The 26,677-nt window shown below is 56.2% G+C and carries 10 protein-coding genes; 6 read left to right on the top strand and 4 right to left on the bottom strand.

The genetic code is table 11. The features are described 5' to 3' along the window. Window positions 1–60 precede the first annotated feature (60 nt). Window positions 61–630: a restriction endonuclease gene (locus KVT34_RS23925; protein ID WP_217561819.1), complete on the bottom strand. Its 570-nt coding sequence runs from the start codon at window positions 628–630 to the stop codon at window positions 61–63. A gap of 140 nt (window positions 631–770) precedes the next feature. On the opposite strand from KVT34_RS23925, the gene KVT34_RS23920 reads away from it, so the two are divergent. The 4 genes from KVT34_RS23920 to KVT34_RS23910 all read left to right on the top strand — a co-directional run bounded on the left by KVT34_RS23920 (window position 771) and on the right by KVT34_RS23910 (window position 3,176). Then, window positions 771–1,043: a hypothetical protein gene (locus tag KVT34_RS23920; RefSeq protein ID WP_217561818.1), complete on the top strand. Its 273-nt coding sequence runs from the start codon at window positions 771–773 to the stop codon at window positions 1,041–1,043. 290 nt (window positions 1,044–1,333) lie between these two features. After that, window positions 1,334–2,080 carry a restriction endonuclease gene (locus KVT34_RS23915; RefSeq protein ID WP_309244129.1) on the top strand — a complete coding sequence of 249 codons (747 nt, stop codon included), beginning with the start codon at window positions 1,334–1,336 and terminating at the stop codon, window positions 2,078–2,080. Then, window positions 2,016–2,321: a restriction endonuclease gene (locus KVT34_RS32640; protein WP_309244128.1), complete on the top strand. Its 306-nt coding sequence runs from the start codon at window positions 2,016–2,018 to the stop codon at window positions 2,319–2,321. The genes KVT34_RS23915 and KVT34_RS32640 overlap by 65 nt, the downstream gene beginning before the upstream one ends. 57 nt (window positions 2,322–2,378) lie before the next feature. Next, window positions 2,379–3,176, top strand: coding sequence for a hypothetical protein (locus KVT34_RS23910; protein ID WP_217561816.1), 798 nt, complete (start codon window positions 2,379–2,381; stop codon window positions 3,174–3,176). 240 nt (window positions 3,177–3,416) lie between these two features. On the opposite strand, the gene KVT34_RS23905 is transcribed toward KVT34_RS23910, so the two are convergent. From KVT34_RS23905 to KVT34_RS32005, 3 genes are all read right to left on the bottom strand, one after another. Next, complete coding sequence (locus KVT34_RS23905) at window positions 3,417–3,914, bottom strand: DinB family protein (protein WP_217561814.1); 498 nt, start codon at window positions 3,912–3,914, stop codon at window positions 3,417–3,419. 156 nt (window positions 3,915–4,070) lie between these two features. Further along, window positions 4,071–4,577 carry a YbfB/YjiJ family MFS transporter gene (locus KVT34_RS32010; RefSeq protein WP_254635096.1) on the bottom strand — a complete coding sequence of 169 codons (507 nt, stop codon included), beginning with the start codon at window positions 4,575–4,577 and terminating at the stop codon, window positions 4,071–4,073. Continuing rightward, window positions 4,558–5,310 (bottom strand): MFS transporter, encoded by a 753-nt coding sequence (locus tag KVT34_RS32005; RefSeq protein WP_254635095.1) that lies wholly within the window; start codon window positions 5,308–5,310, stop codon window positions 4,558–4,560. Before KVT34_RS32005 ends, KVT34_RS32010 begins: the two co-directional genes overlap by 20 nt. A gap of 116 nt (window positions 5,311–5,426) precedes the next feature. Between KVT34_RS32005 and KVT34_RS23895 the strand changes: the two genes are divergently transcribed. After that, a complete protein-coding gene (locus KVT34_RS23895; protein WP_217561812.1) occupies window positions 5,427–6,329 on the top strand; it encodes a LysR family transcriptional regulator in 903 nt (300 codons plus the stop codon). 541 nt (window positions 6,330–6,870) lie between these two features. Beyond that, window positions 6,871–26,535, top strand: a complete 19,665-nt coding sequence (locus tag KVT34_RS23890; RefSeq protein WP_217561810.1) for a non-ribosomal peptide synthetase — start codon at window positions 6,871–6,873, stop codon at window positions 26,533–26,535. Window positions 26,536–26,677 lie beyond the last annotated feature (142 nt).

The raw sequence follows: 26,677 nt of genomic DNA, 5'->3' as shown, positions 1-26,677 counted from the left end.
AATCTACAGACCATTCCTCTAGCTCTTGAATCCTCAAAATTAACAAACACCAAAGAAATGTTATTTCATTTTTGTTAGCTTTGAAGGTGTTATTTTCCTTGATAGCAAAAGAAAAGTATCGGGTCCGGGAATCAGATTATGAAACAGCCAGTTTCTTTGAACATCAAGTAACAGCTTCTTGCTCTCATCAATGAAATATGTTGAAATAATATCTGAATAACCTAAAACAAGTGAAGTAAGCTGTTTTCCTTCTATAATATGAATTCTGTATGCTTTGTCATTCCGTATCTTTTCTATCCAAACTCTGCATCCATTTGTTAAATAAGTTGTAGTTAGTATAGCTACATGTTGAGGTTTCTCTGCATCTGCCCATGCGAACTTAGAATTGAGTTGTTCTGGAGAAATTCCACCTGATTGGTGTTTGCATTCGAAGAACCATTTTTCTTCATAAGATCCTACTAATTGATTATTCATATCTGAAATTCCTTCTATGTCTCTTCCATTATCGGCACCGCCTTGTCTCCATAACAGTTTTTTAAAACCAATATGACCTAATAACTCAAAACATAATTCTTCGAATTGAATGGGTGTTATTTTTCTGAAATCAATATCAGTCTCACTGTAAGGCATAACATCCTCCGACTGCTATTAAAATTTAATAACACACAATATACCTTTAGTATAACAAGGTATACGCCTCCACGTACCACTTCAATCCCAAAATTTTGATACTCTATCCATACAAACCTAAGGATGGAGGTTATTTATTCATGCCCACACTTCACCGACGAAATAACTCCTTAATAAACCGCTTCGATAAGCTTGCGGAAGAGTCAGATAAGCTAGCCACATTCGAATTGATGAATGAAAATTTGGTTGCCTTAGAAACACAATTACTGGCATCAATGGTCCCGGAGCAGCAATTAATTTTTCGAGAGTGGCAGGATAATGGATTGGCTATGGAGTACATGAAGAAAGAATGGATTTATGTAAGGGCTGTGCAAGATGGAATTAAAATTTTGTCCCAACTATACAGCGATTAGCTAGTCTTAAAATGAATCCCAATTAATCTGAATCAGGGAAATGGACTAATATTAAAATGTCGTTCAAGGCCTCGTTCTCTCATTACGTTATGGGTAAAGGGAACGAGGCTTTTTATTTTTATGCATATTAAGAGAGGGGAAAGTTGGAATTTTGGCGAATCTTGACCTATAACGCTTTTAAAGAAAGATGACATTTGCTTGTATATCACAATATTAGGGTCAGATCATGATCAGAGGGATTATCATCTGGAGTTCTAAACAGCCAGAATTTAAGACGGAGGCTCACAAAGATGACCAAGTGGTGGATGGTACGCGCGGGAGATAACAATGAGTTAATTCCAGAGTGGCAAGTGAATAAAATTGCTTCGATCGGTTGGCCGCAGTTAGGAGATCCCAGGAAGTTTGCATCCAGAGAGAAGTTTGTTGAACATAGTCATGTGATCTATGCGGATCAGAAGCCGGGGACGCGGCTCTCATGGGCGGGGCAGGTTTGGAGATATTACAATGAGGTTGCTCTGAATGATCGGGTGATTACCTATTCCAGAGAAACCCGGGAGTATATGCTCGGAACGGTGACCAAGGCGCCGGAATACAGGACGGATATCAATGCTTTGTATCCCAATGTGATTTCGGTGGATTGGGAGTCCAAACGAATTCCCCGCGATTTGTTTTCGCAAAGAGCCAAGTACTCTTTAGGCAGCACATTGACGGTTTTCCGGATAGACGATTGGCAGGAGGAGATTCTGGCTTTATTTCACCAAACACCAGCTGCACCTGTGAATGTCACCGTTCGAGATGAAGAAGCGGCAGAGTTTAACACGGAAGAGTTTGAGGGACGGGCCAAGTCGCTCATTGAAGATCGGGTGGACAAGCTCGACCCATGGGAGATGCAGGAACTGGTTGCGGGGCTGCTTCAAGCGATGGGCTACCAGACGAAAGTGAGCCCGAAAGGCCCCGACGGGGGGAGTGGATGTGCTGGCTCACCGGGATGCGTTCGGGTTCGAGAAGCCGATCATCAAGGTGCAGGTCAAGCATAGACGTGCCACCAGCGGAGGGCCCGAGGTGCAGCAGCTCGTAGGAGCAAGTCCTCACGGAGCGAGCTGTTTGTTCGTGTCCACAGGCGGATTTACGGCGGCAGCCAGGACCGCGGCACAGCATAATGGCGTCAAGCTGCTGGATTTGGCAGGCATCGTCGAGCTGATTAACGAGTGGTATGACAAGATGCCGCCGGAGAAGCAGGCGTTGATTCCGTTGAAAAGAATTTATGTGCCTTCGTAGGGTGAGAAAGAGAAGCGGGCATACAAGTAGGCACACAAGGACAGGAAGGAAGTACATATGTGGAAAGATATAGCTGCTTTGTTCGGCAGCAATCCAGTAGTGACTTTACTAATTTTGGTGGTTGGCACTTCTACTTTATGGATGTACAAAGAATTTAAAGAAATATTGAATCGAAATAACATAGCCAAACTAAATCTTATAAATGAACGTTTAAAAACTTTCGGGAAGTTGGAAGCCGCTATTGCTTTAGCATTGAAGAAGCCTGAAGATGAGAGCATTTTAGCAAAACTATACGACATTCTTGGAGAAAGTAGCGCTCTATTCACGAAAGAAATGAGGGAAGTGACTCGTACCTTTTACGCGCAAGGACATCCTCATATCTTGTCGGCCTTACAAATTTTTATTGATAATCAAATTAATACTTCTAGGATGGAAAAAGCAGAGCTTTCTAAATACGAGAACTCTACAGACGTTATAGACAAGATTGAGAGAATGATAAAGCCTTTTGTTCCTATTCTATTTATATGGGCTTTTGTTTTACTGCTTGTCTCCTATGTTTTGGTTTTAATTCACCAGCAGGATATGTCCGCTAAAATTCATTTGACCATGTTTTTTGTCTCTACCTTAATTTCCTTTGTATTTTTTAGTGTCTTGTTATCGGTTGGACTTGATAATAAATTAGGCAAACAAGGGCGCTACCGCTGGATGCTTCACACTACTATTGTGTTCACTCCGTTTGTTTTCTCGCTATATACAGGATTGTGGTGGATCAGCATCTGTATTCAGGTGATCGCTTTTATACTGCTTCTTAAAAAGCAGAAAAAAGCTAAAAACTCTTTGGTTTTGCTTAAGTAAACGAGTCTTATATTTGGAGGAACCATCATGACTTTACCAAGTGAGTTGTCCTCAATTTTTCGTCATAAACAGAAGTATGGTCCTCATTCTCGAGACTTAAGGGATACATTGAGTCCTCGCTGCCGATCCATATCTGCCAACACACAGACGACGTCACCTTCTTCTACGACAAATCGCGGACAGCGGCGTACTGGACGGAAAATAAGCCCCAGTTTAGCCGCTGCCCGCGATCCTTCACACTCAAAGCGGTGGCGTTACTCCTAACTGCACCCAGCCTTCCTTGGAAGGACCGTAAACCGCAGGGATAGGCAACTCCGCTTGACGCATGAGGACTGTAACCTGACCCCGATGGTGAACGATGTGTTTGATTAATCCCATGAAGATCGTCGCGTTGGACTCCATTCTTCCGAACGCATTTTGGACGTGCTTCAACGAATCGTCCGTCCACTGCTCTTGTAAAGCTTGCACTACACGAGAGCTGATCTGATTAAAGGTCTCCGCGATCTCCTTTGCGGACGGCACCTCGTTCGGATTCGGCACTTTCTCTACCAAGACTCCGAATTCGGTTAAATAATCCGGGATATTCGTGACAAAATGCCACACAATCCTTCCGAGCGTACGTCCTCCGGGATATACCTGCTGCCCGAGCGCATCATCGGTCAACCCGTCCAATACATTCTGGGTTAATACCGCCTCATTTTTCCATTCTACGATTAAATCCTGTACGGTAGCGTACATCTTCTCATTCCTTTCCTGGGTGAAAATAGTTCCTCATGACCGAACCGTTCTTGCGGGATTCCTCATCCCGTTTTCTCTCCCGTCTATATAAAAGTTTGTCTGGCTCGATTCCATCATAAACGTTAATAGTGACAGCTATTGTCACTAATTATTTTTTTAACCTCTGTCAGGCAAATCAAGGATCTCAAGCTTTCGCTGTTGTTGTCCATACAAACCGGCGAACACCGCGGCAATCGCCATAAAGATTGCGCTGGATGCCACGCCGAATTGCAATCCGTACCGTTCGACCGCCACGCCTCCAATGATGGGTCCGATAATCTGTCCTGCGGCAAAAAAGGCAGTGGCTACGCTAAGACAGGCCGCATACGCGTGGTGAGGAACATGACGACGAAGAAGCACTGTTGTCATCAGCGGCGGGGTAATAAAGGAAACCAGCCCGATCGTGGCGGCTCCGAGTACAGTAACTAACATACTATGGGTGATTACCCCGCACACACCGATCGTTCCTAAGGCTAATCCCAACGCAAGCGTATACCCGCTCGGCCATCGGTCAATGGCTTTGCCTCCGATCCATCCGTTAAACAACCCCGCAAATCCGATCCCGGACCATATCAATCCGGCGTAGAGGGACGGAATGCCTTGGCTAACCAGATAGGGAATCAAATACGTGAAATAGATGATATATCCCCATCCGAAGAAAAAAATAAGAAGCGATTAGGAACAAGAGCCTCTTCGGGCTCAACAGGAGACGATATACATTGTTGTTTTCTTTGTCCCGTGACTTCGATTCGGTTTGTGAGGGCATTTTTTCGGCTTCCCTTTTTCTGGTGACGAACTCAAAACCGAACGCGGCAATGACTCCGAATACGCCCATGATCACCCAAGCATACCGCCACCCCAGCAGGTGTGAAGGGTCTATGGTAAAGGGGGCGAACAAGCCCGTCACTAGAATGCCGGCAGATCCGCCCAGCCATATAAGGCCCGATGCCGCTCCTCGTTCCGCCGGTCGAACGGCATCCATTGCAATGGACAGGACTAACACTGTAGCGAAGGCCGATAACAATCCAATTGCGAACCGCCAAAGCCCAAGCCCGGTGAAATGATCGCTGAATGCCGAGCCGATCAAAGTCAATCCGAGCAATAGGCATGTGATCCGATTAATGACATGTTTGCGGTCCGGAAACCGCGAGAGCAAAGGAGGAAGACACAAGGTCCCGACCAAATAACCGATAAAGTTGACTGTGCCGAGCATACCCAACTGTCCGTAGCTCCCCCCGATCACCCTCTGTATCCCAGGCAAGAACATACCGTAGGAGAGCCGGGAAAAACCGAGTATGACGACAAACAAAAACGATGCCCATAGAGTAATCCGATTAAATGCGGATTTTGTACCCATATAGCTCATCTTCCCCCAAAATAATAAGTTGACCCTATTGTAAAATTCCGGGAATGTTTTGTAAAATTGAATTATATGAATAAATGATTCGAATAACTTAAACAAAGGTGATGACTATGGATCTTCGAGCTTTAAAGACTTTCGAGGCTTGCGTGCGTCTTGGACATTTTCTGAAAGCCGCCGAGGAACTCCAATACGCTCCCTCTACGGTAACCCTTCAGATTCAGCGTCTTGAAGCGGATCTGGGCGTTTCTTTATTCGTGCGCGACGGAAAACGCGTGATCGTGACCGAAGCCGGCCGGTGGCTCCATAATGAGGCCTCGGTTTTACTGAAGTCGATCGGAACGATGAGGCAGACCGTCTCGGATATTGCTGCGGGAGATACCGGCTCGGTGCGTTTTGCCGCTATCGAGCCCGTCGCGAGCCAGCAGTTAGCGACCGTTATAGCTGACTTTTGCAAGACTCGACCGAAAGTGGAGTTAACCATGGAAGTAAGCGGCAGCAGAACGATTGCGGAGAGGGTTCGGGCCGGCGAACTGGAATTCGGCGTTTGTTCGCCTCCGCCTTCGAAGCTCATGCTGGAGTTTGAGCCGCTGATCGAGGAAAGATTAGGGATCATGTTACATAGGAATCACCCGTTAGCCGATCAAGACAGTATCACCGCTAGCGATCTCGAGGGGCTAACCGTTCTGGTCAAAGAACCGACTTGTATCTACCGGGAGCTTTGGGAAACGGCGATTGATGGGGCTGGGCAAACCCCCTTTTCTTGTATGGAGGTTGGAAGTTTCTTTGTCATTCAACAGATGGTTAAGGCAGAGTTCGGCGTCGGTATTGTTCCGATTTACAGCGGTCTGGAACAGGAAGGCTCCTTGGTCATAAGACCTATAGCCGATTTGAATCCTGTCGTCACGATAGGCATCGCTTGTAAAGACAAAAACTACCTAGGCAAGGCAGCGCTCTTGTTAATGGAAGCAATTAGGGGCATCCGTGAACCCAACCCTACGCGACCAAGTGCATGATTGAGGATGCTCGCCATCATTATTGATCTTTTTTCCGTCCGTTTGAGTGGGATACTTTTACGAAGAAGTCAAAGCTGAAAGCTGTCAACTGAAAGAATCAGACGACCCATGCGGAGTGCTGTGCATTGCCGCATTTACCTTTCATTAAAACGGATAGAGCCTAGGCGGAGTCAGCGTCTGGGTTTTTTTATGAGCAAATTCAGAAAAATTAATACCATAATATGAAAATTTTAGTATATAAGTAAAATTTATTCGTTTACAATGAAGGCACGGCATGTCAACTTGCATAGAAAAAGTCGATTCCCGGCGAAGCGTGCGGATGATGATGTAAGCTTCGTCGAATTCGCGGTGTTCCGTCGAGCTAACGGGAATCGATTCCAAGACCGCCGTACGGTCGGCTAAACAGAGCTAGCCGGCTTTTACGCCAAGTTTCAGTCATAATCGAATTCCGGCAACAAGTGGGCGGCTGTAAGCACAACGGGTGCGGAAGCCCATTGACGACGGGTCCGGCTTTGGCGGACCACGCTGCGGAGGGACGATGATGGAGCAGTATCTAACGTTAATCGACATTATTCAAGACAGAAGGAGGCAGGCGGAGAAAGGTATCACTTATATTTCGGGGGACCGGGACGAGCTTTACGAATCGTACGGCGAGTTATTCGAACATGCGCTTCAGGTGCTGCATTATTTGCAGTCGCGCGGAATGGAGCCCGGGGATGAATTGTTGATGCAAATTGACGAGAACCGTACGTTTTTGCATGTCTTCTGGGGATGTCTGTTGGGCGGCATCGTGCCGGTTCCGGTAACGGTCGGCAGCAATGACGAACATAAGATGAAGCTGTTCAAAATTTGGGACACGCTGCGCCGCCCTTATTTGATCAGCGATGCCAAAGTGCTGGGAAGCTTGGAAAAGTACGCGCGCCAGCAGGGGCTTGAGCAAACCTTCGGCGTACTCGCGCAGACCGCATTGCCAACGGAAAGCCTGGATTATCGCTTGGAGGCCAAAGGAGTTATTTATCCGGTTCAGCCGGATCGCTTGGCTTTCATCCAGTTTTCTTCCGGATCGACGGGTGACCCGAAAGGTGTCATGCTGACTCATGAAAACTTGGTGCACAACATACGCGACGCTGCTGTCGAATCGGAATTGGACGACAGCGACGCATACCTCGGCTGGATGCCCCTTACCCACGATTTGGGATTGATTGCTTTTCACCTTACGTGCGTGATCGGCAATGTCAATCAATTTATTATGCCTACCGCGCTTTTTATCCGGCGCCCTTCGCTTTGGCTCAAAAAAGCGTCGGAGCATCGGGTGACGTTAATTTGTTCTCCCAACTTTGGATATAAGTTTTTTTTGGATCAATACAAACAAGAGGCGGCCAAGGACTGGGATTTATCCCGGATCCGTATCATTTATAACGGGGCCGAGCCGATTTCGACCGAGGTGTGCGACCGGTTTTTGAGCGCAATGGCGGTCCACGGACTGCGCCGATCCGCGATGTTCTGCGTGTATGGAATGGCTGAGGCCTGCGTAGGCGTAGCCCATCCCCCGTTAAACGAGGGCATCAAGGCGGTTCATCTGAACCGGGAACACCTGACCATCGGCGAAGCGGTTGTGCCTGCTGCACCCGAGGATCGCTGCTGCGTGACCTTTGTCGATGTCGGCTATCCGATGGCAAGCTGCGATTTCCGGATTTGTGACGATAACCATCTTCCTTTGACTGACGATGTCATTGGGCATATTCACATTCGCGGCAAAAATGTGACGTCCGGCTACTACAACAATCCGCAGGCGACGGCCAAAGCGATGACGAAGGACGGTTGGCTTGTAACCGGCGATTTGGGTTTTATGCGCAGCGGCCGGCTTATTATTACGGGACGTGCGAAAGATATTATTTTCGTGAACGGGCAAAACGTATACCCGCATGATATGGAGCGTGTCGCGGAAGAGGTGAACGGGGTCGAGCTTGGTAAGGTAGCCGTTTGCGGCGTACGCGACCCGGGGACAGGACAAGACCGGATTGTTTTATTTGTTATTTACACAAAAAAACCGGAAAACTTTGTGCCGCTAATTGTTAAGCTGCGTCATCATTTGAACGAACGGGGCGGCTGGGAGGTTAGGGATGTAGTGCCGGTGCGCCGTCTGCCCAAGACGACGAGCGGCAAGGTGCAGCGCTACAAGCTGGCGCAGCAATACATGGCCGGGGAATTTGACGAAGTGTCCGGCCGACTGGCCGATCTGCTGCTGGCGGCGCGCGCAGCGAAGCCGAAAGCCCTGGCCCGCAGCGAAGCGGAGCAGAAGCTGCTCGCTTTATGCAGACGGGTGCTGCAAACGGAGGAAATCGGCACCGACGAAAGCTACTTTGAACTCGGTGCCAATTCGCTGCAGCTGACGCAGTTGGCCGAAGCGCTCGAAGGCGAGTTCGGAAAGGCTATTCCGGTGACGGATTTCTTCTCCTATCCGACCGTTGCTAAGCTGGCCGCCCATCTTGCGGCGGACCCGGCGAAGAAAGCGCCGGTTAAGCTTGAGGCGGGACCGGCGGATGATCCGGGCGACCGGGATATCGCGATTATCGGCATGGCCGGCAAATTTCCGCAGGCGGACACGCTGGAGCAGTTTTGGGAACATACGGCGCAGGGGCGCGACGCCATCGGTCCGTATGGCGATGCCAGGAAGCGGGACGCGGATATGTTTATGGCAAAGCTGCAGCGTGAACCGGGGCAGTGGGAGGCGGTGGAAGGCGGCTATTTGGATGAGATCGATACGTTCGACTATGCTTTTTTCAAGTTGACGCCAAGAGAAGCATCGCTGATGGACCCGAATCAACGCTTGTTTTTACAAACGGCGTGGAGCGCGCTGGAGGATGCCGGTTATGGCGGCGCCAAGCTGGCTGGAGCCCGGACGGGCGTTTACGTCGGTTTTTCCAAAACCAGCTTCGACTACGAGCGTCTGCTCACGGAAGCGGAACCGGAGGCGCTGCCCCGGTTTATTATCGGCAACTTACCCTCGGTTATTTCGAGCCGAATCGCGTATTTGCTGGATTTAAAGGGGCCGGCGGTTACGGTCGATACGGCCTGCTCGTCCTCGCTGTCGGCGGTGCATTTGGCCTGCCGGGCTTTAATGAACGGGGATTGCGACATGGCCGTGGCGGGCGGCGTCAAAACCATCTTACTGCCGATTCGGGCGGGCATCGGCATGGAATCGGCCGACGGCCGGGCGCGGGCATTTGACCGGGAGTCGGACGGAACCGGCGCGGGCGAAGGCGTCGGCTCCGTGATTCTGAAACCGCTGCGCCGGGCGGTGCAGGACGGCGACCGTATTGTCGCCGTCATCAAGGGCAGCGCCATGAACCAGGATGGCAGCACGATAGGCATCTCCGCGCCCAATGCGCTGGCGCAGGCGGATGTCATCGCGCAGGCATGGCGGAACGCGCGTGTAGACCCCAAGACGATCACCTATATCGAAGCGCACGGAACGGGAACGCAGCTTGGCGATCCCATGGAGATTGAGGGCATCTCGCAAGCGTTTGGCCGGTATACGGAGCGCAAACAGTTTTGCGCGGTAAGTACGGTCAAAACGAATATCGGCCATTTGTACGAAGCGGCCGGTATCGCCGGTTTGATCAAAGCAGTGCTATCGCTCCGGCATCGGCAAATCACGCCGCTCGTTCATTTCCGCGCGCCTAACCGTCAAATCCGTTTTGAGGATTCGCCGGTTTATCCCAATGTATCGCTGACCGATTGGGAACCGCAGGGATTCCCGAGACGCTGCGGAGTCAGCTCGTTTGGATTTAGCGGCACGAACTGCCATGTGGTGCTTGAAGAATACAAACCGCGGGAGGAAGCGACGGAGTCCGGCGCGGGCAGCGCGGGCGGCACTGCGCCGGACGGTGCGCTGCTGCTCGTTTTGTCCGCGCGCACCGACAGCGCCTTGAAAGCGTTAATCGGACGTTATGCCGAACGTTTTGAACGTTCACCGGATCTCGACATGCACAGCGTTTGTTTCACGGCGAGCACCGGGCGCAGTATGTTTGCGCATCGCCTCGCCATCGCGGCTGCTAGCCCCGTAGCGCTGCGCGACAGCCTTCTCCGGCTGCACCGCGAGGGCATTGCGGGCGAAGGCGTGTTTACCGGACAGATCGGGACGGTGTCCGGATTTGGCGAACCGGCCAGAGAGGTGCCGGGCGGGCCGGAAGCTGCCGGGCGATTTTCCGCGGGCGAAGGCGGAGCAGCGCCGACGCTGGAAACGGCTGAAGGGGCGGATCAACTGGCCGCAGCCTTTGTGCGGGGGGAACCTATCGATTGGGAGCAATTGTACGCACAGGGGCAGCGCCGGCGGGTATCGCTCCCGTCATACCCTTTTGAAGGCAAGCGCTGCTGGATTCAAATCGCCGAGACGCCGAGGCAGCGGGGGGAAGAAACAGGCAGTTTGACGATGGAGGAAGGTCAGGTGAACGGAGTGAGCACTTTGCATGAACAGTTGTTACATACCAGGACAGCGACGGATTCCGCTCGTCATTCGGAGGTTGCGCAAACGCTGGCTCAAATGATAAGCGACGTCTCGCATCTAGAAATGAATGAGCTTCATCCGCATATTCATTTTTTGGAGCTGGGGCTTGATTCGATCAACTTGACCCAAGTACGGCAAGGCATCAAGGATGTGTTTGGTCTCGATATTCCGATGAGCCGTTTTTTTGAAAACCTGACCAGTTTAGAGCAGGTGGCCGAATACATTGTGCATCATTTGCCGCAAAACGCTTCGTCCGGTACGCAGAACGGGATCGACCGTTCCGGACGGCCAATCGAGGATGCCGTACCTCATAGAGTCGAAGTGCTTTCCGCCGCCGCTGGGCAAGGCCAGTCAACCGAAGGACTGCCCGCTTTCCTGCCGATTTCTGCAGCGCCTCGCCAAGGAGGGCAAGCTGCGTACGATATCCATGCCGGCTCGGCGGCAGCTTCAAGCCTGGGACAGGCCGCTGCCGCTGCGAACGCCCGAAGTGGTTGGACGCTTGCGGATGCAGAGCGCAGCGACGGCGCAGAAGCGCAGCCCGGTTGGGACGGGCCGCCAAGCGCAGCGGCGCTCCGTCAGACTGCGCCCGAGCCGACTGGTGGCTGGCATCACCCGCCAAGCATCGCATTCGTTCATGCGCTTCGGCCGATTATGGAACAGCAGCTGCACATTATCGCCCGGCAGTTGGATGTGCTGCAGCCGCCTTCCTTCATCACGCCGGAAACCCCCGAGCGCGCGGCAAGGACGGAGCCTCCAGCCTTCCCGGCGGCCATTCCTCACGCGCATTTTGTCGATGCGCGCAGCGAAGCAGCCGCTGCCGGCGGCTTGCCGTCCGCTGCGGCGCCGTCCACGGTATCCCGCGGCGGCGATCACGGTACAGGCGGCGATTCATCGGAGCCGGCACGCGCAGTAGCGGCGGACAGCGAAGGCGGGCAGCCGTTTCGGCCTTACCGTCCGATGAATGTGAAAGCCCGCGAAACGCTGACGCTCCGTCAAGAGCAGCATTTACGCGACTTGATCGACCGCTATACGGCACGCACCGGGCGGACCAAAGCATATACGCAGAAATACCGCGCTGTATATGCCAATAATCGCAATGTGGCGGGTTTTCGGCTGATGCTTAAAGAGATGGTGTACCAGCTCGTGGCGGAAAGGGCCGAGGGCTCCAAGATTTGGGATTTGGATGGCAACGAATACATTGATTTGACGATGGGGTTCGGCGTGAATTTGTTCGGCCACGACCCGGCGTTTATTCGTGAACATATTGACAAGGCGCTGCGCAGCGGGATGTGCCTCGGACCGATGTCGAACTTGGCCGGCCAAGTGGCTGAAGGAATTTGCCGCATGACGGGCGTAGAGCGAATAGCCCTCTTCAACTCCGGCACGGAAGCGGTTATGGTGGCTTTACGGTTGGCCCGGGCCGCTACAGGGCGGAACAAGGTGGTTATATTTGCCGGTTCGTACCACGGCACGTTTGACGGCGTGCTTGCGCTTGCCCGCCCGGGCTCGGACCGGGAGCGGTCGATGCCTTTGGCACCGGGAGTACCTTCCGGGACGGTAGATGACATCGTTGTGCTTCCTTACGGCACCGAGACGGCGCTTGCCTATATTCGCGAACACGCCCATGAATTGGCGGCGGTGCTGGCGGAGCCGGTGCAAAGCCGCAGACCGGATTTGCAGCCGCGGCCGTTTTTGGCGGCGGTTCGGGAAGCGACCGAACAAGCGGGCGCCGCTCTTATTTTCGACGAGGTGATCACCGGTTTCCGGCTTCATCCCGGCGGGGCGCAGGCGTGGTTCGGCATTGAGGCGGATTTGGTCACCTACGGCAAAGTGATCGGAGGCGGGATGCCGATCGGCATCGTGGGAGGCCGTGCCGCTTATATGGACGGCATCGATGGAGGCATGTGGGATTTCGGCGACGGTTCGTATCCGCAGCATGAGGAACGGCGCACCTTTGTTGCGGGTACCTTCTGCCACCATCCGCTCGCCATGGCGGCATCGCTTGCCGTGTTGGAACGGCTGGAGCGCGACGGGGAGAAGCTGCAGGCGGAGCTGAATGCGAGAACCGCCGATTTGGCGGAGACCTTAAACCGCTTCTTTACCGAGGAAAAGGTGCCGATCCGGATCGATTATTTCGGTTCTTTGTTCCGGTTTGCGCTCAAGGGCGATCTGGAGTTGTTTTACTATCACATGCTGGACCAAGGCATCTATATCTGGGAGGGGCGCAATTGCTTTTTGTCGACGGCGCACACGGAGACCGATATAGCCCGCATTGTGCAGGCGGTCAAGAACAGCGTAGCCGCGCTGCGACACGGCGGATTTTTGCCCGATTCGCCTCCGGACGGCCCGGACCCCGGCAAACTTCCGCTGCCCGAGCGGCCCGTGCACGATCAGGATCGTGTCATTCCCTTGACGCCGGAGCAAAAACAGCTTTGGTTTGCATCGGCTTCCAGCCGTGAGAAGCCGCACGTTTTGCATGAATCGGCGCTGATTCGGCTTCGCGGGCCGCTGCGCATGCAAGCGTGGAGCGAATCGGTTCAAACGCTGATGCACCGGCACGAAGCGCTGCGTACGTACATGGGCGTGGACGGAGAAACGCAGGTGATCGCCGCGTCGCTGGAGGCGCAGATCAAGCTGCTGGATGTCAGCGGGTACGATGATTTTTCGCGCGAGCGGCAAAAGAGCGCCTGGCTGAAACAGGGCATTGAGGCCCCGTTCGGGTTATCGGAAAGCGAACCTTTATTCCGCATCCATTTCTTAAAGCTGGAGGAAGAGGAGCACTTGGCGCTGTTCACTTTTCACCACCTGATCGCGGACGGATGGTCCATTGTCGTCTTTATGCGGGAGTTGGCGTCAATCTACAGCGCGCTTGTCCGGAAGGAACGGTACCGGCTCCCGGAGGCTGCGGCTTTCCGCGATTATGCGGCATGGCAGCGACTGCGGATGGCCGATCCGCGCAGCGCGGAAGCGTCGGCATTTTGGACCGGCGAGCTCTCCGGCCCGCTAACTGTATTGGAGCTGCCGTCTCCGCTGCGGGGAGTAAGTGTGCCGGGCCTTCGAGGGGGGCGGTACACGGCCGTGCTGGAAGACGGGCTCGTTCAATCGCTCAAAAAGCTCAGCATCCGGCTGGGCAGCAGTTTATTTGTTACGCTGCTGTCCGGCTTTAAAATCTTGCTGCACCGATTGACAGGCGACTCCAGGCTGACTGTCGGCGTGCCGACGGCCGGTCAAGCACAGATGGACGCTTTTTCGCTGATGGGACATTGCGTCAATGTGCTTCCGGTGGTTAGCCGGGTTCAACACGAGACGACATTTGCGGACTTTGCCGGCGCGGTCAAGGAAAGCATGCGCCGGCTCGAAGCTTACCAGGCTTACAGTTTTGCCGCGTTGGCCGAGCAAGGGCTTCGGCATTTGCCTGTCATAAACGTCGTATTCAATATGGACCGGCCTTTGCCCAAGCTGCGGTTTCACGAGCTGAACACGGAGCTGCTCCCCAGCCCGGTCACGGCCAGCAAGTATGAGCTGTTTGTCAACGTGACTGAAGCGAATAAGGAGCTGCGGGTGGATTTTGATTACAACGCGGGATTGTTCGAGCCGGATGTCATTGCCCATTGGTTCCGTTACTGGGTGACGATTTTAGATGAGATTACAAAAAAGTCGGGCCAACCTCTTGCGGAAATATCGCTGTTGGACATGGACGAAACCACTCAAATATACAAACGCTGGTCGTCGCTTGCCGACCGGGACGGCGGCTGCCCTTGCGTGCTTGACGCTTTTGGACGGCCGGCTCCCGCCGGGACGGCGGGGGAGCTGCATATCGTGGCGCAGGGTCTGCTTAACCGGCAGAGTATGGGCGAGGCTGCACGCACGGGCGAGTGGGTATACCACGCGCCGGGAGGGGAACTGAAACGCATCGGGCCAATCTCGGCTTTTGCCCGTATTCGGGGGCGCCTAATCAACTTGCGGCAGCTTGAGACGCATTTGCTGCGCATCTGCAATTTGGAAGCTTGCGCTATCCGCGTGTGGGGGCATAGTGCTGCAGGCTGCGCCGCGACGCTTGCGGCGTATGTAGTACCGGACCCGTCCGCCCCTTGGGAGGAAGAGGCGCTTAAACGGCGGTGGAGCGAGGTTCTCCCGGATTATGCGCAGCCCGGCCAAGTGATGCTCATGAAGGCGCTGCCGCTGCTTGCGGACGGCGAGCCGGATTGGGAGCGGCTGCCGGCTCCGTCAATGCCGGGCGCAGACCCAGAGATGGGCACAGGACCGGATGACGGCGTAGAAGCCGAATTGATTCGGATGTGGCAAGAGGTGCTGGGTGTTTCGACGGTCCGTGCGCACGATCCGTTTTTTCAGCTCGGCGGCGATTCTTTGACGGCTACGGTACTTTTATCCCGGATTCGCAAAACGTTTGACGTGCAGATCCCGCTCGGCGAGCTGTTTCATCGGCAGACGGTGGGCGCGCTGGCCCAGTACATTCGGGGCGGCGAGAAGCAAGATTTTAGCCCTATCGAACCTGTCGAGGCACATCCGCATTATCCCGCCTCGCCCGGCCAGCGGCGAATGTACTTGCTCCAGCAGCAGGAGGGCGGCACGACATATAACGTTTCGGGCCGTCTGCATCTCGAAGGAGATTTGCGCGTGCCGAGCTTCATTGAAGCGCTTCAAGAGGCCGCCGGGCGGCATGAGTCGCTGCGTACGTGCTTGAAGCTGGAAGGCGGCGAGGTCGTACAGGTGATCCGGCCTGAGCTTGTGCTTCATGTTCCGGTGACGCGAGCCGAGGCGAGTGAGCTGGAGGCGATTTCCCGCGAGTTTATCCGCCTGTTCCGATTGGAGGAAGCGCCCTTAATACGCGCCGAGCTGCTTGATTTCGGGGATCGGCGTTACGCGCTTTTGGTTGATGTACATCATGCGGCTGCGGATGGTTTTTCGATGGCGGCGCTGCTGGACGAAGTGCTGCAAGCCTATCAGGGACGCCAATTGAAACCCGTGCGTGTGCAGTACAAAGATTTTGCGGCATGGCAGCGGCGGCAGCTTGCCCAAGGAACGTATCAAGAGCAGGAGGCGTACTGGCTTCAAACGCTGGGAGGCGAGCTGCCGGTGCTTGATATGCCTACGGACTTTCCCAGACCTCAGACGCAAAGCTTTGAAGGCGGCGCAGCGTCTTTGACGCTGACGCCTCAGCTCACAGACGCGCTGCGGCAGCTGGCGGCAAACAGCGGCACAACGCTTTATATGGTGCTGCTTGCCGCTTATTTTGCGCTGTTGTCCCAATATACCGGCCAGGACGAGATTATCGTCGGCACGCCGGTATCCGGACGCAGACATGCGGACACCGAAGCAGCGGTCGGGATGTTCGTCAACACGCTGGCCTTGCGCGGGCGGCTGCAGACATCCCAGTCGTTTGCGGAGCTGCTGCAGCACGTAAAGGCACTTGCGCTTGCGGCATTCGAGCGCCAAGACTATCCGTTCGACGAGCTGCTGGATAAGCTGAATCCGGTACGCGATTTAAGCCGGAACCCTGTTTTCGATACGATGTTTATGTTCCAAAATGAAGCGGTGCAGCCATCTCGCGCCGGGGCCTTGACCTATAAGGTTGAAGAAATCAATCCGGGCATTTCCAAGTTCGATTTCTCCCTGCAAGTGACAACGGACCCTACTGACGGGGAAACGCTGCAATGTACTTGGGAGTACGCCGTTCGGCTGTTTGCGCCGGAGACAATCCGTCTGCTGGCGAAGCGTTACATCCGCATCTTGGAAGTCGTTTCCGCCGATCCTGCGGTACGTTTGACGGGGATCGACCTGCTAACGGATGCGGAGAAAGAGCGGCTGCTGGATGCGGGGAACGGAGCGGATTGTCCGGTAATACCCGAGTTTACGGTGCAAGGTTTATTTGAAAAACAAGCCTTCGCAACGCCGGACCGGGCGGCGGTTGTGTTCGATGGACAAACGGTGTCCTACGGCGAACTGAACCGCCAAGCCAATCGGCTGGCCCACAAGCTGCAGGCGCTGGGCGCCGGTCCGAACACGTTGATTGGCATATGCTTGGACCGCAGTCCGTCTTTACCGGCGGCACTGCTTGCCGTGTTGAAATCCGGCGGTGCCTATGTCCCGCTCGACCCGTCGCTGCCGGATGAACGGCTCCGCTATATGACGGAGCGGGCGGAACTTCGCGTGCTGGTCACTGTGCAGGCTCACGCGGAGCGATTGGACGGGCTGCGCGACTTGACGGTCGTGTGTCTGGATACGGATGCGGGAGCCTTGCTGTCGCAGTCTGACGCCAATCCGCGCAGCGAGGCGGACGGCGGGCATCTCATGTATGTGATTTATACGTCAGGATCGACGGGCATGCCGAAGGGGGCGAGCGTTTACCGCTCGGGCTTTGCATCACTGATGCGCTGGTACACCGGGGAATTCGGGATGTCGGCAGCGGATAAGCTGCTCGTGATCACCTCGCCAAGCTTCGATCTGACGCAAAAAAATATATTTGCACCGCTGCTGACCGGCGGGCAGCTAATTTTGCCTCCGGCAGGTCCTTACGACGCGCGGCAGATTGTGTCGCTTATTGAGCGGCATGGCATTACGCTGCTGAACGGAACGCCCAGCGCGTTTTATCCATTGCTGGCTGCGTCGGCTCCCGCGCAATTCGCGCCATTGGCGACGCTGCGGCACCTGTTTTTGGGCGGCGAACCGATTGCCGCCGACAGGCTTGCGCCTTGGTTGAAATCGGACGCGTGCCTTGCGGAAGTCGTTAACACCTACGGGCCGACGGAATGCACAGACGTGACTGTGTTCGCACGCTTGCCGGCGATTACCGCTTTTGCAGGCAAGCGAGTGCCGATCGGCCGACCCGTGCCGGGCACGCGCGTCTATATTTTAAACGCGGAGCTGGGGCTGGTGCCTGCCGGTACCCCGGGCGAGCTTTGCATCGCAGGTGCGCAGGTAGGCGGCGGCTACGTGGGCGACCCGCAGCAAACGGCCGCCAAATTCGTGCCCAACCCGTACGGCGGCGCGCAGTGTCCGGTCATTTACCGGACGGGCGATCTGGCCCGGTTTTTGCCGGACGGAACGATCGATTACCTCGGTCGGATCGATCATCAAGTGAAGGTTCGGGGCTACCGAATCGAACCCGGTGAAATTGAAGCCGTCCTGCGGCACGACATCGGCGCGGCGGATGCCGTCGTCTTGGCTCGGGAAGTCCGGCCCGGCGATCGTCAGCTAATCGCTTACGCGGTGCCGAGGACTTCCTCCAAGGAAGCGGTCATGCCGCCTAAGGCGCTTGCCGCTTTGTGGAGAAGCGAATTGCGCCGCCGCTTGCCGGAGTATATGGTTCCTTGGCCGCTCGTCATTATGGACGCGTTTCCGCTGACGCCGAACGGGAAAATCGACCGGAGCGCACTGCCCGCGCCGGACGTGGATCTCGCGGAGCGGTCGGGCGAAGGGACGGAAGCGCCGCGCACGGTGCTGGAGACGAGGCTGACGGAACTGTGGCGGGAAGTGCTTGGCGCGGAAGCCGTCGGTATCCGCGATCATTTTTTCGAAATCGGCGGCCATTCGCTGCGGGCGGCGGCGCTGACGGCGCGTATTCACCAAGCGCTGCAGGTGGAAGTGCCGATGCGGATGGTGTTCGAGCATCCGACCGTCGAATCGCTGGCGCAGGCGATGGAAGAGCTGCAGCCCAACCCGTACGCCGGTATTCCGGCTGCCGGCGAGCAGGAAAGCTATCCCGTTTCGTCGGCGCAAAAACGGCTGTATGTGCTCAGCCAATTGGAGACGGACGGCTTCGGGTACAACATGCCGGGCGTCCTGCACTTGGAAGGCGAACCGGAAGCGGCGCGGCTGGAGCAGGCGTTCCGCGCGCTGATCCGGCGTCATGAAGCGCTGCGGACGGCTTTTACGCTGCGTGACGGCGTGCCGGTGCAGCGGATTGCCCCGCAGGAAGCGCCGCCGGCGTTTACGCTGGCGCGCATCCGTGTCCAAGGCGAAGCGGAAGCGCGGCAGGCGGCCCGGGCGTTTATCCGCCCGTTTGATTTGGAGCAGGCGCCGCTGCTGCGAGCCGCGTTAGTGGATGAAGGTGCGAATTGCCACCGCTTGCTGGTCGACATGCATCACATCGTATCCGATGGAGTGTCGACGGCGATTTTGCTGGAGGAGTTGTCCCGGCTGTACAACGGCGAAGGCGAAGACGAAGACGAAGCGCTGCCGGAGCTGCGCATCCAGTACAAGGACTATGCGGTGTGGCAGCAGTCGGAGGCGGGAAGCGAGCGGGTCCGCGCGCAGGAAGCTTACTGGCTGGAGCGGTTGAAGGGCGAGCTGCCGGTGCTGGATTTGCCGGCGGACCGGACCCGGCCGGCCGTGTTCTCCTACACGGGAGGCGTTGTCCGCTTCACCCTGGGAGCGGAACGGACAAGCGGGCTGAAGCGGCTGGCGCTGCGTACGGGAGCGACGCTGTACATGGTGCTGCTGGCGGCCTATTCCACGCTGCTGTCGAAGTACAGCGGACAAGAGGAAGTGATCGTGGGGACGCCGGTAGCGGGGAGGCCGCACGCGGAGCTGGAGCGGGTGATGGGCATGTTTGTGAACACGCTGGCGCTGCGCACGTATCCGTCGGCGGACAAGCCGTTTGAAGCGTATGTTAGGGAAGTGAAGGAGCTGGCGCTGGAAGCGTACGCGCATCAAGATTACCCGTTCGAAGAACTGGTGGAGAAGCTGAACGTGCGGCGGGACATGAGCCGCAATCCGCTGTTTGACACGATGTTCGCGTGGCAGGGCGAAAGCGGAGACGTGCCGGAGCTGGCGGGGCTGAAGGCGAGCGCGGACGAAGCGGATTACCGCTCGGCGAAATTCGATCTGACGCTGGATGCGGAGGAGCAGGGGGATGACCTGCTATTCCGACTGGAATACTGCGACGCGCTGTACGAGCGGGAGACGGCCGAACGGATGGCCGGCCATTTCGTGCAGTTGATCGATGCCGCGCTGGCTGATCCGCAGGCCAAACTATCGGCGTTAAGCATGCTGACGCCGGAGGAGAGGACGCAGGTGCTGGAATCGTTTAACGACACGACCCGCGCCTATTCACCGGATGACAGCATGACCATTCCTGGTCTCTTTGAACGTCAGGCGGAGCGCACGCCGGACCGCCCGGCCGTGGTGTCGGGAAAGCGGCAGTGGAGCTACCGCGAACTGAATGAACGGGCGAACCGGCTGGCGCGTACGCTTCAGGCCAAAGGTGTGGGCCGGGAATCCCTGGTCGGCATATTGGCCGAGCGTTCACCGGAGATGATTGCCGCGGCGCTGGCCGTCATGAAGGCCGGGGGCGCATACGTGCCGATTGATCCCGATTACCCGGAAGCGCGTATCCGCTATATGTTGGAGGACGCCGGCGTTTCGCTGCTTCTCGCGCAGTCGCCGCTTCGGAACCGTGTGGCGTTTGGCGGCGAATGGCTGCTGGACGATCCGCAAAGCTTCAGCGGCGACGGGTCAAATCTCGCGGACTCCGTAGAACCCGGCGACTTGGCTTACGTCATTTATACGTCGGGTACGACCGGACAGCCCAAAGGGGTGCTGGTTGAACATGCGGGGGTATGCAACTACAAATTGTTTTACGATGAAGCGCTTCAGGTGTGCGAACAGGACCGCGTGCTTCAGTTTGCCAGTTTTTCATTCGATGCGGCTTGCTCGGAAATGACAATGAGTTTATTTAGCGGGGCGACCCTTTATGTGCCGGACGCTTCGGTGATTGCCGATTACCGGCTGTTGGAACAATACGTGCGGGACAACGGCATTACGGTCGCCACACTTCCGCCGACTTATGCCGCTTACTTGAATCCGGCGCACATGCCGAGCCTGACGCGGCTCATTACCGCAGGCTCCGCGTCTTCCCCCGGGCTGGCGCGCCGTTGGAGCGGGTTTGTCCGCTATTTTAACAATTACGGACCGACGGAGGATTCCATCTGCTCGACGGCATGGCCGTATTCGACTTTGGACGATACAGCTAAAACGGTGCCGATCGGGCGTCCCATCGCCAATCATCAAGTTTATATTTTGGGCGCGGATCAATCCATTATGCCGGTCGGCATACCCGGCGAATTGTGTGTCAGCGGAATCGGCTTGGCCCGAGGGTATTTAAACCGTCCCGAGCTGACTGCGGAAAAATTCGTTCCCGTTCCGTTTGCGCCCGAACGCCGGATGTACCGGACCGGGGACTTGGCCCGGTGGCTGCCCGACGGCAATTTGGAATATATGGGGCGCATCGACGACCAAGTCAAAATCCGCGGCTACCGCATCGAACTTGGCGATGTTTTGACGCAGTTGAACCAGCTCCCTTCCGTGCGGGAGGCGCTGATCGTTGCTCATGCGGATGAGGCTGGCGCGCTGGAACTGTGCGCCTATTTCACAGCGGAAAAGACATGGAGCACCGGTGAACTGCGCCAAGCGCTGCTGCAAGAGCTGCCGGCCTATATGGTGCCGACTTATGCCGTGCAGCTCGCCGCGTTTCCGCTGACGCCGAACGGGAAAATCGACCGTAGCGCGCTGCCCGCGCCGGAAATTGATCTCGCGGAGCGGTGGGGCGAAGGAACGGAAGCGCCGCGCACGGTGCTGGAGACGAGGCTGACCGAACTGTGGCGGGAAGTGCTTGGCGCGGAAGCCGTCGGTATCCGCGATCATTTTTTCGAAATCGGCGGCCATTCGCTGCGGGCGGCGGCGCTGACCGCGCGTATTCACCAAGCGCTGCAGGTGGAAGTGCCGATGCGGATGGTGTTCGAGCATCCGACCGTCGAATCGCTGGCGCAGGCGATGGAAGAGCTGCAGCCCAATCCGTACGCCGGTATTCCGGCTGCCGGCGAGCAGGAAAGCTATCCCGTTTCGTCGGCGCAAAAACGGCTGTATGTGCTCAGCCAATTGGAGACGGACGGCTTCGGGTACAACATGCCGGGCGTCCTGCACTTGGAAGGCGAACCGGATGCGGCGCGGCTGGAGCAGGCGTTCCGGGCGCTGATCCGGCGTCATGAAGCGCTGCGGACGGCTTTTACGCTGCGTGAGGGCGTGCCGGTGCAGCGGATTGCCCCGAAGGAAGCGCTGCCGGAGTTTACACTGCCGCGCATCCGTGTCCAAGGCGAAGCGGAAGCGCGGCAGGCGGCCCGGGCGTTTATCCGCCCGTTTGATTTGGAGCAGGCACCGCTGCTGCGAGCCACGCTGGTGGATGAAGGCGCGAATCGCCACCGGTTGCTGGTCGACATGCATCACATCGTATCCGATGGGGTGTCGACGGCGATTTTGCTGGAGGAGCTGTCCCGGCTGTACAACGGCGAGGGCGAAGACGAAGCGCTACCGGAGCTGCGCATCCAGTACAAGGACTATGCGGTGTGGCAGCAGTCGGAGGCGGGAAGCGAGCGGGTCCGCGCGCAGGAAGCTTACTGGCTGGAGCGGTTGAAGGGCGAGCTGCCGGTGCTGGATTTGCCGGCGGACCGGACCCGGCCGGCCGTGTTCTCCTACACGGGAGGCGTTGTCCGCTTCACCGTGGGAGCGGACCGGACAAGCGGGCTGAAGCGGCTGGCGCTGCGCACGGGAGCGACGCTGTACATGGTGCTGCTGGCGGCCTATTCCACGCTGCTGTCGAAGTACAGCGGACAAGAGGAAGTGATCGTGGGGACGCCGGTAGCGGGAAGGCCGCACGCGGAGCTGGAGCGGGTGATGGGCATGTTTGTGAACACGCTGGCGCTGCGCACGTATCCGTCGGCGGACAAGCCGTTTGAGGCGTACGTGAGGGAAGTGAAGGAGCTGGCGCTGGAAGCGTACGCGCATCAGGATTACCCGTTCGAAGAACTGGTGGAGAAGCTGAACGTGCGGCGGGATATGAGCCGCAATCCGCTGTTTGACACGATGTTCGCGTGGCAGGGAGAAGGTGGAGCCGTGCCGGAGCTGGCGGGGCTGAAGGCGAGCGCGGACGAAGCGGATTACCGCTCGGCGAAATTCGATCTGACGCTGGATGCGGAGGAGCAAGGAGATGAACTGCTATTCCGACTGGAATACTGCGACGCGCTGTACGAGCGGGAGACGGCCGAACGGATGGCCGGCCATTTCGTGCAACTGATCGATGCGGCGCTGGCCGATCCGCAGGCCAAGCTATCGGCGTTAAGCATGCTGACGCCGGAGGAACGCAGCGGGCTGTTGGATCATTTTGCCAATGCGGGGCTTGAGGCAGGACGAGGAATGACGGGAGTTTTCCATGAGGCGTTTACCGCGCAGGCGGCACGTATTCCCGAGCAGACCGCCGTTGTTTACCGGGATGAACGGCTAAGTTACCGCGAGCTGGACGAACGGTCCAACCGGCTTGCCCGTAAACTGCAAGCGTGCGGTGTAGGCCGAGAGACACTTGTCGGCATTTTGGCGGGGCGATCGCCGCTGCTGCTTGTCGCCGTGCTGGCGGTCTGGAAGGCCGGGGGCGCCTATGTGCCGCTTGACCCCGATTATCCGGCGGAACGTATCCGTTTTATGCTGGAGGATAGCGGAGCGTCCGTCCTGCTGACGGAAGCGGCGCTTGATCCGCGGCTGGAAGTAATTTTGGCTGATAACGAAGCCGGAACCGCGGTCCTCGCATTGGATGATGAAGCGATTTACGACAACCATGGTTCGGCCGTTGCTGTCATCAATCGTCCCGGTGATCTTGCTTACCTGATCTATACATCGGGAACGACTGGGCGTCCGAAGGGTGTGATGATCGAGCACCAAAGCTTGATGAATACGGCGGAAGGCTACCGCCGGGAGTACCGGCTTGACCAATTTCCGGTGCGGTTATTGCAGCTGGCCAGCTTTTCGTTCGACGTTTTTGTCGGTGATCTCGCGAGGACCCTGTATAATGGCGGCATGATGGTCATTTGCCCCAAAGACGACCGGCTGGACCCAAATCGCTTGCATCACTGGATTCAAGCTTACGAGGTGAACGTGTTCGAATCGACGCCTGCGCTTATCGTGCCTTTTATGCAATATGTGGCGGACAGGGGGCTGGACCTGGGGACGATGAAGCTGCTGATCACCAGCTCGGACAGCTGCAATGTTGCGGATTATCGCGCGCTGCAGGAACGGTTCGGCGCGCAAATCCGCATCATCAATGCGTATGGCGTGACCGAGGCGGCTATCGATTCCAGCTACTATGACCAGCCGCTGAAACGGCTTCCGGATGCAGGGCATGTTCCTATCGGACGGCCGCTGCTGAACGCGCGGTTTTATATTTTGGATTCGCAGCTTCGGCCGGTTCCCGTCGGGGTGCTGGGCGAGCTTTGCATCGGCGGAGCGGGCGTCGCGCGCGGGTATTGGAACCTCCCTGAACTGACGGGCGAAAAGTTTGTGCCCAATCCTTTTGTTCCCGGAGAAAGGTTGTACCGCACGGGAGATTCGGCCCGCTGGCTGCCGGACGGAGATGTGGATTTTATAGGGCGTTTGGATGACCAGGTGAAAATTAGAGGACACCGGATCGAACTTGGCGAAGTGGAGGCACGCCTCATGAAACAGAGTTTCATTATTGAAGCTGTTGTTGCGGGAAAGGAAAGCATCCACGGGCAAAAACAGCTTTGTGCCTATATCGTTGCCAACGGGATCATCTCTCCGGGTGCGCTCCGGAAAGAGCTCGCAGAAGAGTTGCCGGATTATATGATTCCGTCGGCTTGGGTGCAATTGGACCGTCTACCGCTCACCCCGAATGGAAAAGTCGACCGCAAGGCGCTGCCTGCGCCAAATCGGGAGGAGAACCCGGACGGGGCCTACGCGGCTCCGTATACGAAACTGCAGCGAACGCTCACGGAACTCTGGCAAAAGCTGCTGGGCGCCGAAACGATCGGGATAGACGACAATTTCTTTGAACGGGGCGGTCATTCGTTAACCGCCATCCAATTGATCGCTCAAGCGCAAGCGGCAGGAATACCGATAGGTATTCATCATATTTTCCAAGGGCAGACGATTCGCAAGGTGTCGGCACTGCTGGAGCAGCCGGCCGAAGTAAACATTCAGCTTGCCGAAACGGTTCAGGAAAGCGAATGGCGATTGGAGAAGGCATTTGGCCTTCGCTCCCGGTTTGTGACGGAGGAAAGCGAAGACGGTCTTCGCGTGACGCTGAATATGGAGCCGTGCCACGGAGTAAAGGTGAGTGAGCTGCTCGCTTTTATGCGTGCCGAGCTTGCTCCGAATCTGCACCCGCACTATCTGACGACAGGCGAGTCTACAGACGATTCGTTTGCGGAGGGGAGGGATGCCGGAATAGAGCAGCTCGTGCCGCTTGCTGTCTCCGAAAAGTCCCCAGCCGAAATAAAACGGCGTGTTAAAAAGGAGCTTTCGCGGATACAGGTTCTCCATGAAGCTTTGCAGTCCGACATCAATGCGGGAGCTGTGGAATGCCGGTATGCGCTTGCTCCGGCCCAGGAGTACCATTTGGAGCGGCCGCAATGCTCGGGCACCGTGATAAGGCTTGATGTGCTTGGTCTCGACGCCGATCGGCTATCCGAAGCTGTCCGCAGCCTGCTTGCTCGCCATAGCCTGCTGCGGAGTGTGCTGGTGCGCGATGGGCTGGACTGGATGTGGGAACAGCGTGCGGTCCCGGAACAATTGACGCTGCCTGCCGTAGACCTATCCGATTGCAGCAAGGCCGATCAACAGGAATTACTCGGCCGTCTGCTGCCCAAGCTGTTTAATGAGCCCTACAGGCTAAGCGGTCGTCTGTTATACCGAATGGCGCTTGTCCGTTTGAATTGGCGGGAGCATTGGCTGCTGCTTCCCTGCTCGCATTTGATCTATGATGAGACAAGCGGGTCAATTCTCGAAAACGAGCTACTCCAAGCTTATCGCCGTTTGGATAGCCGCCCGGAGGAGGGCCTTACAACTGGGCCTCAGCTTAGAACGCCGGGCACAGAGGCCGGTACAGCCGGCATGCCGGCGGGCGATTACCCGGCTTATGTGGCGCAAGTGAGGAAGGGGCCGCAGCATATCGGGGACCATGAATTGGTACAGCTTTTTCACCTTGAAGATTTTAACGCCGGATTGGAACTGGTGAACGAGTCAATCCGTGCCTCGCTTGGCCAAGGTTACACCAAGGCTGAGCTGCGCTGCGATATGTCGGAATTCAAGGAACTTGCGTCGGTTAACTGGGGAGTGTGGTCACTGCAGCTTGCCGGACGTTTTTTCCGCCGTTATTTGCAAGTGGCCGCGGTTCCCGTGTGGATGACGCATTACGGCAGACATTACGAAAATAACGCGTTTTTCAAAACCGTCGGCGAGTGTATCGATCAGATCCCGTTGCTGCTGACCGGCACGGAGGCCGACTCCGAATCGGTTCGGGAAAAGCTCCAAACGGCCGCAGCGCGCAATATCAACTTTTTGAATCTCGTTTATAATGAACAGACCGCCTCAAACTATCCGAATTCCCGGCGTTTGCTGCGAAAAGGATTAGACAGCGTAGCGATCGTATACAATCATTTGGGCGAGTCGGAGGATGCGGCCTACTTATTTGAAGAAACGGAAGCGGCCGGCGGCGAATCCCATGCTCAGCAACCGCCCGTACTTCACTTTACGTCACAGCATCAAGGCAGCGTATGGCAAATTTCCGTGACCCTGCCTTACCGGGAAGAGAAGGAGACGATCATGGAGCTGCTGGAAAAAGAGCTTCAAGCTTTGGCAGCCTCCTTGCGCAGTGTTAGGGCGCCCGTATAAAGTGAGCGGCCTGCAAGCCGGCTTAGGGGACAATCGAACCGGGCTGGGTGTCAGCACGGCGAGTATGAGTGTGTTTGTGTCTGCAGGGTGGATTAACCAGCAAAAGTCTGCCCGGTAGGATGGTAGGGTAGTAGACAACTTT

It is taken from the genome of Paenibacillus sp. GbtcB18 (assembly GCF_019091125.1).
Classification (GTDB): Bacteria; Bacillota; Bacilli; order Paenibacillales; family NBRC-103111; genus Paenibacillus_F; species Paenibacillus_F chitinolyticus.
Note: the sequence above shows the minus strand (reverse complement) of the source record. Positions and strands in the feature narration are given on the sequence as shown.